Annotated in this window: 8 protein-coding genes; all 8 read right to left on the bottom strand. The window is 62.2% G+C overall.

From position 1 onward, the window contains the following. Positions 1–298 precede the first annotated feature (298 nt). Positions 299–1,717, bottom strand: coding sequence for an alpha/beta hydrolase (locus tag LB533_RS29460; protein ID WP_224678845.1), 1,419 nt, complete (start codon positions 1,715–1,717; stop codon positions 299–301). A gap of 1,086 nt (positions 1,718–2,803) precedes the next feature. Next, positions 2,804–3,157: a cupin domain-containing protein gene (locus LB533_RS29455; RefSeq protein ID WP_140643505.1), complete on the bottom strand. Its 354-nt coding sequence runs from the start codon at positions 3,155–3,157 to the stop codon at positions 2,804–2,806. A gap of 306 nt (positions 3,158–3,463) precedes the next feature. After that, positions 3,464–4,357, bottom strand: a complete 894-nt coding sequence (locus LB533_RS29450; protein ID WP_224678841.1) for a sugar phosphate isomerase/epimerase family protein — start codon at positions 4,355–4,357, stop codon at positions 3,464–3,466. Positions 4,358–4,430: 73 nt separating this feature from the next. Continuing rightward, a complete protein-coding gene (locus LB533_RS29445; protein ID WP_140517934.1) occupies positions 4,431–5,369 on the bottom strand; it encodes an ABC transporter substrate-binding protein in 939 nt (312 codons plus the stop codon). 80 nt (positions 5,370–5,449) lie between these two features. Then, a complete protein-coding gene (locus LB533_RS29440) occupies positions 5,450–6,448 on the bottom strand; it encodes an ABC transporter permease subunit (protein WP_140554329.1) in 999 nt (332 codons plus the stop codon). After that, the gene (locus LB533_RS29435; RefSeq protein ID WP_224678840.1) at positions 6,445–8,016 is read right to left on the bottom strand and encodes a sugar ABC transporter ATP-binding protein; all 1,572 of its coding nucleotides are present in this window, start codon (positions 8,014–8,016) and stop codon (positions 6,445–6,447) included. Before LB533_RS29435 ends, LB533_RS29440 begins: the two co-directional genes overlap by 4 nt. Then, positions 8,013–9,380 (bottom strand): carbohydrate kinase, encoded by a 1,368-nt coding sequence (locus tag LB533_RS29430; protein ID WP_224678839.1) that lies wholly within the window; start codon positions 9,378–9,380, stop codon positions 8,013–8,015. The genes LB533_RS29435 and LB533_RS29430 overlap by 4 nt, the downstream gene beginning before the upstream one ends. After that, entirely contained in the window at positions 9,377–10,159 is a 783-nt protein-coding gene (locus LB533_RS29425) for a DeoR/GlpR family DNA-binding transcription regulator (RefSeq protein ID WP_224678838.1), read from the bottom strand. The genes LB533_RS29430 and LB533_RS29425 overlap by 4 nt, the downstream gene beginning before the upstream one ends. Positions 10,160–10,336: the final 177 nt, after the last annotated feature.

Raw genomic sequence — 10,336 nt, 5'->3', positions numbered from 1 at the left:
GCCTCCTCCACCACCACCGCCCTTCGCACGCGCGATGCCACCAAAGGCGGCGTATGCGATGCTTGCACCCAAGGCCGAAAGCAATACACGACGAGACGTAAACACTGTTCGATCCTCCTAGAATTTCTGTGACATTTTCGGCATTTTACAGAATGTGACAGGCGCGCGACTTGCATCCCCAAGACGAGAGGGGTTCTTAAATGGTGCTAACCTGGTATTTAATTTATTCGCGGATTCAGCTTTATACGGAGTTCGCCACTAGCCAATTCCGGCGTTCACAATTGTCTCGAGAAGAACTTCAATGCCAAAATCGGAGTCTCAACCTAGACTGCTTGGAGCGAGCTGCCGATAGTGAGCGCAGTGTCTCCGCCCCCGACCACAGTTCCTTTGGCGGGCTTGGGAACTGCGGGGCCCCCATCTCGCTGACACATTCAGTCTTCAACTTGAGCTTGGGGTTTGCGAGGAAATCAGCAACTACTTTCGACCCGCACGGGTCGGAATCTATGACATCGTGTCCGATCCCCCGAAAGACCACCACCTGGCCGAAAGGAAGGGTTTCCGCCGCGTGGTCCGCCCACGCTGTCGGCGTTGCCGGATCATATTCTCCTGACAACAGTAGAGTGGGTATGTCCGTGCGGCGCGGCTGCATCCGCGATGCTGACCCGTTCTCAAGCATCCAAAGAGGGCATGCCCAGGAGTAGTCGTTCAGCTCAACCCATTTCGACCAGTATTTGTCCTGTTTGCCATTCAGATCGGGGAGATCGCTGTCGGAACAACTTACAGAGAAGTCCATACCTTGGGAGATCTCCAGGTCGTCAGCATCGAAAAATATCTCCGCCAGGGGCCTGAAATCCTGTTTGTATGTCCTCTCGATCAGCTCCGGGAGGGTCGGGATCGCATCGCGATCGTATAAAATGCCGAATATAAGCTCGAGGAAATCTGCCCCTGAGACATATGTGTAGCGCGCCTCTTTATCTGTGCTGCGCAAGAGCAAAGGCTGCCGATCCAGCTGTCTTGTGATAAGCTGAACAGCATTGGATATCCCCTTCATGCATCTGTTCGCTGCCTCACAGTCTCGCTCTAGAATCTTTAGCGAACGGTCCAGGTTCGGACCATCTTCGTTCAGATAATTGATGTCCAGCGGAACAACTGAATCCAATATACTCGCCGAGACCCCTTCAGGGTGCTGGTTCATCACTTCCAGAGCAAGCCTGGTGCCATACGATACGCCGTAGAGAACCCACTTTTCTATCCCTAGAGCCTTTCGAAGGTCATCAATATCCTCCGCATTCTCCTCGGTGTTGTAGGCATGAAGATCGATGCCCTTTGCGATCAACGCCGTCCTGCAGGCAAGAACTTCATCTTTTTTGAGGTTGCCAAAGGTGGTTTCGACCTCAACGCTCGAGAGAATGGCATTCCAATGATCGGGCTTGAAATATTGAGAACAGTCCAAGGCGGGAGCGGACTTTCCGATGCCCCGCTGATCAGCAACGATTACGCGGCGTCCGATCATCCAACTCTGGGCGGCGATGAATTCCCACCATCCATCGATGTCGTCGCTATTGGCAATGTCGGTAGGCTGCCCCGGTCCTCCTGTGAGAAACACGACCGGTTCGTGCCGTTCGCGGTCCGGTTCGAATACGACCACGGACAGGACGACCTCGGTACCAACCGTCTTCTTTCTATTTTCTGGTACATTCACGGTCCCACACGTCATTGCCCGATCTCGGGGAATTTCGAACCAACAGCTGGTTTTCTTGAACTCACCCGCAGTGAGCTCCCCACCCCCCAGGCAAATGAGGAACGCAACTGACGTAACCACGAGAAGAAAACACCAAGCTGGTTTGATGTACGCGCGTCTAAACACGGTAGACATCTCGTCCCTCATTTATAAGTAGATGAAAACTGCTCGATCACGGCTCGAATATTCTTCGTGTCGTCGACAAATCAGGAATAAACGTCCGTAATCGCGGCTTCGTTATTTATTCAAGACGAAGGGTCTTTCCCTCCGATATTGCCAAGGAACAATTACATATTTCAGAAAAATGGCAGGAAAAACCTATCCCGCATGCATCCTAACGACCCTCTCCATTTCGTGTTCCCAAGCGATATTGGGTTACTCCAACACAAAATTGGAAACAAGCTCGACAAACCGGGGATTATATTAGCGCTTTTGATTGAGTCGTGCGCGAGACAGTTGGTCAGCACTGCGCTTATGTAAGCCGTGTTTTGCGCTACATTGCTCATCCGATTTTGCGCGGGTGCTCGCACCCTCCTCCTTATGGTGGATTCCCATTCTTTAGCATTAACGCATATAAAGACCGCGCTTCTGCACTCACGATGGGAACACAACCATGCGGAATCGAAAGTCACTTCAACTGGCGCTTTTGGCTTGTATATCGCTTTTTCTCACCGACGCCGCTTTAGCGAAAGATGCCTACAAGACACCCTGTAGAGCGGACGCCAAGCGGGTGTGCCACATGGACAACGAAGTGAAGGCGCAAGGCTGCCTTAAACAGCACCTCAGCGAACTCACGCCGGGTTGCAAGGCCTTTCTCAGTAAACAATGAGATGGCCGCGGGTCCTGTAGCCCGATTGCGTGCTCCGATGGCGAGATTGCTCGCCGCGGGGTCTCACGCGATGGCACGATGAGCAAGGCGGACACCGTTCGCCCTGCCGGCATTCTGGTCCCATTCGCCCCAACGGGGCGCCAGCCACGGCCCCGCCAGTTGAATGAACATGCGAGGATGGCCGGATTGACGAAAAGTATCAAAGGCCAGCGAGCGGCTGTCCGCAGCCTGCCTCAGCCCACCCTGACAACAAAATGTTTCGTCACCGGCTCGATGATCTTCCAGGTTCCCTTGAAATCGGCTTCCACCACGAAGGCGTCGCCGGGGCCGACTTCGACCGGCGTGCCGCCGTCGGGCGTGATGAGGATGCGGCCCGCGATCATGTGCACGAACTCATAGTCGGTGTAGGTGGCGTGATACGTACCGGGCGACGCCCGCCAGGTTCCTGAGATCACCTTGCCGTCCGCGGTCGTGTGCTGGACCGCGGTTTGCATCGTCGGCCGGCCCTCGACCGCGATCCAGCCAGGCAGGTCGCCGGCCTCCGCGTGTTCGACGGTGCCGAATTTCAGGATCGTCTTGTTCGTCATGCCGGGGCTCCGTTTTGCTTCGCTGTCGCACCGTCGGATAGCTGTTACGCGTGGCGTGGGCAATGCCGCCAGGGGGACCAGGGCGACCAATCCGGGTTCACCGGCGCCTTCGCACCGTTTGACGGAGGAACGAAAAAACCCGCCTGCTCGGCGGGTCACTGGCGCGACTCAGCACCATAGGTACTTTGTAGCATTAACTGCCTTCACAGTCAATGAAGCTGAGTTCGCGGCCTTGCCCCAGGAACCAGGCGCGTCCACGCTTGGGGTGGGCGATTTGGCAACCCCGCTGCTCGTCAGCTGAAGTCCTCAGGGCTTGTGGCGCGCCGCGACGAGTTCCGCCTTGCGCCTTGCCGTTTCCATTCCCAGCCCGATGAAGGCGCGCGCGTGCTTGGCCAACGCCATGTTGTCCGTCCACAGATTGCGCCAGATGGCGGTCTTCTTCGACAGGTTCTCGTCGACGATCTCCGACGAGAAGGATTCGAAGCTGAGATCGTCGGCATAGCCGATCGCCGTCAGCGCATCGAATATTGCGGCGAAGTCGATAGTACCGGTGCCGAGGAAGCCGCGATGGCTCTCGCCGATATGGACATAGCCGATCTTGCCGGCGGCATGGCGGATGGCCAGCCCGACATCGGCCTCCTCGATGTTCATGTGGAAGGTGTCGAGATGGAGAAAGATGTTGTCGGAGCCGGTGTCCTTGATGAAGGCCAGCCCTTGCGCGGCGGTGTTGAGCAGATTGCTCTCGAAGCGGTTGACGATCTCGAGGTTGAGCGTGACGCCTGCCGCCTTCGCGGTTTCGGCAACCTTGGCCAGCGTCCCGGCGCTGCGGTTCCACTGTTCTTGCGTCGGCGCCTCGGTCTGCAATCCGTGGCTGGTCGAGAGGATACCGGCGACCTTCTGTCCGCCGAGGTCGCGCGTCAGCGCAACAGTGTCGTTGAGGATCCCGACGCCGCGCGCGGCGACTGCCTTGTCGGCGCTCGAAATGTCGCCGTCGGCCGGCAGGCCGATGCTGATCGCCACGCCGAGGCCGAGATCGGCGATGCGCTTGGCGAGCCCGCCAATATCGACATTGGCGGGGTCGAGATAGGAGAATTCGATCAGGTCGAAGCCAGCCTCCTTGGTGTTGGCCAGCGTGCGTTCGAGCTCGGCCTGCGTCGAACTCGCCGACCAGACGAAAGAATGGATTCCGATGCGCGACATGATCGTCTCCGGTTTGCGGCGAGATATGGAGGGGGCGCAGCCGGGTCAACCGGCCGCGCCCGTGTCGGACTGATCAGCGGGCCGCGGTCCAGCCCTTGTAGTCCTTGAGATTCTCGGCGGTGATCAGCTTCGGATCGAGCAGCACCACCGGCTCCGCCGGCTTCTTGCCGGCAAGCACGTCGGCGGCCATCGTCAGCGATTGGCCGGCCATCACATAGGGATCCTGCGAGGCAGAAGCCTTGATCATGGATTTGCCGGATGCCAGTTCCTTCTCGATGTCCGGCGCGCCGTCGACGGCGGTGAAGATGAACTCCGAGCGGTTGAGCTGCTTGGCGGCGAGCTCGGCGCCGATCGCCGTCGGATCGTTGATGGCGAACACCGCATCGATCTTGTCGAAACGGGTCAGCAGCGACTGGAACACTTTCAGGCCGCCGTCGCGCGAGCCTTCGGCGTTCTGGTCGTCGGACAGGATCTTGATGTCGGGATGCTGGGCAAGCACGTTCTTGCAGCCCTTCACCCGCTCCAGGATCGACGAAGACGCCGGACCGTTGAGAATGACGTAGTTGCCCTTGCCGCCGGTTTGGTCGACCAGATATTGGCAGGCCTCCTCGCCGGCCTTGACATTGTTGGTCATCACGGTGACGTCGGCGCCTGGCGCGGAGACGTCGAAGGCGGCGACCACGATGCCCGCCGCCTGCGCCTTCTTCACCGCGGGCGCGATCGCCTTGGCGTCGACGGCGTTGAGCATGATGACGTCGACGCCGGCGGCGATGAAGGAATCGACCTGCGAGACCTGCTTGTTCAAGTCATAGTCGGCCGACACCGACGTCACCTCGACGTTCGGGTTGATCTTCTTGGCCGCGTCCTCGATGCCCTTGATGGTGGCGACGAAGAAGGGGTTGCCGAGCAGGCCGACCGAGATGCCGACCTTGTTCAGGTCCTTGGCCGATGCCGGCGCAATGGCGACGGCCGCGAACGCGGCGCCGCAGAGCAGTTTGGCGATGGTCTTCATTACGCTTACTTCCTCCTGATGCCCCGCGCCTCTCACGGTGCGTTACACAAGCCGGTCTTTGATGCCGGCGACAAGGTCACTCACGTTCTTGCCCCTGCCTGGAGCCTGTAGCGGTCGAGGGCGACCGCCACGATGATGACCAATCCCTTGATGATGTACTGCCAGATGTCCGAGACGCCGGCCAGGATGAGCCCGTTGGACAGCACGGCGATGATCAGCCCGCCGATCAGCGTGCCCCAGATCGAGCCGACGCCGCCGACGAAGCTGGTGCCGCCCAGGATGACCGCGGCTATAGCGTCGAGTTCGTAGGACTGGCCGAGCTGAAGGCCGTTGGCGGCATAGAGCCTGGCCGCCGACATGGCGCCGCCGAGGCCTGCCAGCAGGCCGGACACGCCATAGACGAAGAGCAGCACCAGCGGCACCTTGATGCCGGTCAGCCGCGCCGCCTCGGCATTGCCGCCGACGGCATAGATCCAGGTGCCGAGCACGGTGCGCTTCAGCACCAGCCACGACACCACCACCACCGTCAGCGCGATGATGACCAGCCAGGGAACGCCGAACAGCGATCCATTGCCGATGAAGTCGAACGGCAGGTCGGAGTTGAACACGGTCGTATCTTCGCCGAGCAGGCGGGCGACGCCGCGCACGGCGGTGAGCGATCCCAGCGTAACGATGAAGGGCGGCAGCCTGATATAGGCGATGAGCAGCCCGTTGATGACCCCGAAGCCGAGACCGACCAGAATGGCCGCCGGCACGCCGAGCAGGCCCCAGTCCGGCACCAGCGACACCAGCACCGCCACCATTGCGGAAGCGGCAAGGATCGAGCCAACCGACAGGTCGATGCCGCCGGTGAGGATGACGAAGGTCATGCCAGCGGCGAGCACGATGTTGATCGACGATTGCTGCGTGACTATCAACAAGTTGGTGCCGGTGAGAAAACGCGGATTGATGAACTGGAAGCCGGCCGCCAGCAACACCAGCACCGGCAGCATGCCGAGCGCGGCCAAAGCCGTGCGCAGCCGCCGGCTCCTGACTGCCGCCTGATCCACCGTCGTCGTCGCGGTCGTTCTGTCGGTCATTCCTTCGGTCCTTCTTGGGCCGCTCCCGTCGCAAGTTCCATGATCGCTTCCTGGCGAAGCGGCTCGCCCCGGGATGCCGTCACCTCGCCTGATATGGCGCCGTCGCGCATCACCAGCACCCGATCGGCGACGCCGATCACCTCCGGCAGTTCGCTGGAGATCATCAGTATGGCGATGCCCCGGTTGGCGAGATCGTCGATCAGCCGGTAGATTTCCGATTTGGCGCCGACATCGACGCCGCGCGTCGGCTCGTCGAGGATGACGACCTTCGGCTCGGTCTCCAGCAGGCGAGCGAGCAGCACCTTCTGCTGATTGCCGCCCGACAGCGAACCGGCATTGGCCTGCGCCGAGCGGGTGCGGATCGAAAGATCGGCGACGGCTTTCGCAGCGCGCCTGTCGGCGGCGGCGAAGTCGCGGAAGCCGCCGGCGCGCGCATCCCTGGCCAGCACGCCCATGTTGATGTTGTCGGAAATAGACATGTCGAGGAACAGGCCGAGTTCCTTGCGGTCCTCGGTGAGATAGGCGATGCCGGCATCGAGCGCCTCGCGCGGCGAGCCGATGGCGATCGGCTTGCCGTTGAGCTCCAACGTGCCGGCGCTACGCCGGTCGGCGCCGAAGATGAGCCTGGCAAGTTCGGTGCGACCCGAGCCGACCAGGCCCGCCAGCGCCAGCACCTCGCCGTGATAGAGGTCGAAGGAGCAGTCCTTCAACAGCCTGCCGTCGGACATGCCGCGCACCGACAGCGCCACGGCGCGTTTTTCGCCCGGCGGGCGGTGATCCTTCTTGTAGAACGCCGAGAGATCGCGGCCGACCATCATCGAAACGAGGCGCGAGGCGCCGAGGTCGGCGCGCTCCAGCGTGCCGACATAGCCGCTGTCGCGCAGCACGCTGACGCGGTCGGCGAGCTGATAGACCTCTTCCATGCGATGGCTGATGTAGATGATGGCGATGCCTTGCGCCTTCAGCGTCGCGATCACCTCGAACAGCCGCTCGGTCTCGCGCGAGGTCAGGGACGTGGTCGGCTCGTCCATGACGATGATGCGCGCATTGGTAGACAGCGCCCGCGCGATCTCGACCAGCTGGCGCTCGCCGAGCGACAGGCCGGAAACCAGGGCACGCGCCGAAAAGGAAACGCCAAGCCGGCCGATGATCTCGGTCGCGCGCCGGTTGCACTGGTCGCGGTCGACGATGCCGAAACGGCGCGGTTCGTTGCCGAGGAAAATGTTCTGCGCCACCGTCAGATTGGGCGCCAACGACAGTTCCTGGTAGATCACCGCGACGCCGCTGGCGCGCGCCTTGATCGGATCGCCGGTCGCGGCGGGCATGCCATCGATCAGGATCTCGCCGCCGGGATCGGGACGATAGGCGCCCGACAGCACCTTCATCAGCGTCGACTTGCCGGCGCCGTTCTCGCCCATCAACGCGTGCAGCTCGCCGGCCTGGACGGTAAGCGAAACATCCTGCAGGGCGCGGATCGCGCCGAACGTCTTCGAAATATGGCGCATTTCCAGCACCGGGTGGCGTTCTGCCCCCGTGCCGGCTGTCTCAGTCTTGGCCTCCGCGCTCATCGGGCTGCGACCTTGCCGCCGGTCCCGGCGACCAAATCGCGCCAGCCGTCGCGGTAGCCGGCGAGGCTGGTGAAGCGCGCTGCCTTCACCGGCTCCGGCGGCTCGGCCGCGAATTCGCGCCCGATGCTCTCGAAAGCCAGGGCCGCGGCGCCCGTGGCGCTGCCTTCCAGCGAAGCACCCTGCATGAAGGCCTGCTCCGGCCGCAGCTGCGCCAGGAGGGCGGCGAGCAGGCCACCAGTGTTGAGCCCGCCGTCGATGATCACGGTGTTGCTGGAATGGATGAGGTCGAGGCAGAGGTCGAGCATCAGCGCGACATAGAGCAGGGCTACGGCCGCACGCTCGCCGGCATCTGGCGTGCGTCCGACCAGCCGGCCTGAACGGCCGGGCATCGGCCCGCCCGGCGCGAAGCTCGGCAGCGCCATCATGCCGGCATTGATCGCCCGCTGCACCGCCGCGCCTTCGACCGGGCCTTGCCAGCCGGCGCTGATGGCGGCGAATTCGCGCCCGCCCATGAAGCGGATGGTCGGCACCGGGCCGCCGTCGACATCGACATTGACCAGCATGTCGCGATCGCGGTCGAGCGTCTCGAGCGGACAGTCGGGATTGAGCACGACGACCCAGGTGCCGGTCGAAACCACAGTCACCGAGCCCAGCCCCTGCCGTCGATAGGCGTGGAGCGCGGCATTCGAGTCGTGGACGCCGTTGTGGATGGCGAGCGGCCGTGCCGCGCTGCCGAAGTCCTGTTCGCCGATGACAGTGCCGGCACGCGCGAAGGCCGGCATCTGGTGGCGCCACCCCTCGGCGTCGACCAGTGAGGAAAAATCGTGACGACGCGGCGCCCACAGATGCGAATGGCAGCCGAGATAGGACACTTCGCAAACCGGCCTGCCGCCAAGGCGCCAACTCCAATATTGCGGATAGCCGAGGATCCATTTCGCCGCCGCGAAAGCGTCGGGTGCGGCCTCCTGCAGCCACAGCATGTGGCGGCCATAATTGAAGCCCAGCGGCAGTCGCGGCGAGAACGTCTCGGCATAGTCCGGAATGCGGCGATCGATCCGCGCGGCGATTTCGGCCGGCGGCTCCTGCTCATAGTCGAGGATCGGATGCGTCAGCGCCGCGTCGTCCACCAGGGCGAAGGTGCAGCCATGGCCCGAAACCATCACCCCTTCCACGCCATGGTTTTCGATCGCAGCGGTGACGGCGCCGAGCGCCCAATCGTGAAGGTCGGCCTCATCGAGCACGCTGAAGCCGCCTTGGCGCGTCCATTTCGGCTGGGTCCGGCGCTCGTTGAGAATGCGTCCGTCCTGGCCGAAGACGAACAGCTTCGAATTGGTCTTGCCGAAGTCGAGCACCGCGACCTTCATGAGATGGCTCCCATGGGGGAAGCGATCCGCACCATGACGCCGGCATCCTCCAGCATGCGCGCGTCGGCATCGGAAAGACCGTCGTCGGTGACCAGCGTGCCGATACGCGACAGCGGCAGCGCGACGTTACGGGCCTGGATCGACAGCTTGCGGCTGTCGGCCAGCACGACGATCTGGTCGGCGCACTGGCTAAGATCAACGATCGAGCGCACCAGCAGCGGGTGCGATTCCAGCAAGCCTTCCTGGCCGATGCCTTGCGCGCCGAGAAAGAACTTCGAAGCGTAGAAAGGTGCCGGATGGGTGAGCGAGTGAATGATTCCCGGCTCGCGGTGCAGGTCGCCGCCGGCAACGGTCAGGCTGCAATGGCCATGATCGCTCAGATAGGCCGCCAGCGGCATCGAGTTGGTGTAGAGCCGGATGTTGCGTTCGGCGAGTTTTACCCCGAGATGGAAGCAGGTCGAGCCGCCATGCACGATGACCGCGTCGCCGTCGCGCACCATGGTCGCGGCGACGCTGGCGATCTGCCGCTTGGCCTCGACCGCGAGGTCGCGATTCTCGTCATAGGGCCGGGCATAGGCGACGCCGGCATGCGACGTGCCGTCGAGCGCCGAAACGCCGCCATAGACCTTGCGCGCCTCGCCCGCCTCGTCGATCCGGTCGATGTCGCGCCGCACCGTCGCGGCCGAAACGCCGAGCCGCTCCTGCAGCTCCCGCACCGAGGCGAACGGGCGATCGCGCAAGAGCTCGACGATCTGACGCTGGCGGCCGGAGTCGCTCAACTGTTTCCTCCAAAAACGCCGTTCTGCGACGGCAATTGGTGTAACTTACTCAACATTAGCGCGATTGCAAGCCGCAACTGACGGCATTCGATCACGGTTGACGGAACTCACTCTTATCTGCGATATCAACCCCGTCGAATGCCCGACCACCGCATTCGACGGTTGGCGGATGTTGGA

It is taken from the genome of Mesorhizobium sp. BR1-1-13 (assembly GCF_020165515.1).
Classification (GTDB): Bacteria; Pseudomonadota; Alphaproteobacteria; order Rhizobiales; family Rhizobiaceae; genus Mesorhizobium.
Note: the sequence above shows the minus strand (reverse complement) of the source record. Positions and strands in the feature narration are given on the sequence as shown.

Coding starts and splice junctions, on each gene's coding strand:
- LB533_RS29460 (WP_224678845.1), bottom strand. CDS start 1,717: ATGACGTGTGGGACCGTGAATGTACCAGAAAATAGAAAGAAGACGGTT.
- LB533_RS29455 (WP_140643505.1), bottom strand. CDS start 3,157: ATGACGAACAAGACGATCCTGAAATTCGGCACCGTCGAACACGCGGAG.
- LB533_RS29450 (WP_224678841.1), bottom strand. CDS start 4,357: ATGTCGCGCATCGGAATCCATTCTTTCGTCTGGTCGGCGAGTTCGACG.
- LB533_RS29445 (WP_140517934.1), bottom strand. CDS start 5,369: ATGAAGACCATCGCCAAACTGCTCTGCGGCGCCGCGTTCGCGGCCGTC.
- LB533_RS29440 (WP_140554329.1), bottom strand. CDS start 6,448: ATGACCGACAGAACGACCGCGACGACGACGGTGGATCAGGCGGCAGTC.
- LB533_RS29435 (WP_224678840.1), bottom strand. CDS start 8,016: ATGAGCGCGGAGGCCAAGACTGAGACAGCCGGCACGGGGGCAGAACGC.
- LB533_RS29430 (WP_224678839.1), bottom strand. CDS start 9,380: ATGAAGGTCGCGGTGCTCGACTTCGGCAAGACCAATTCGAAGCTGTTC.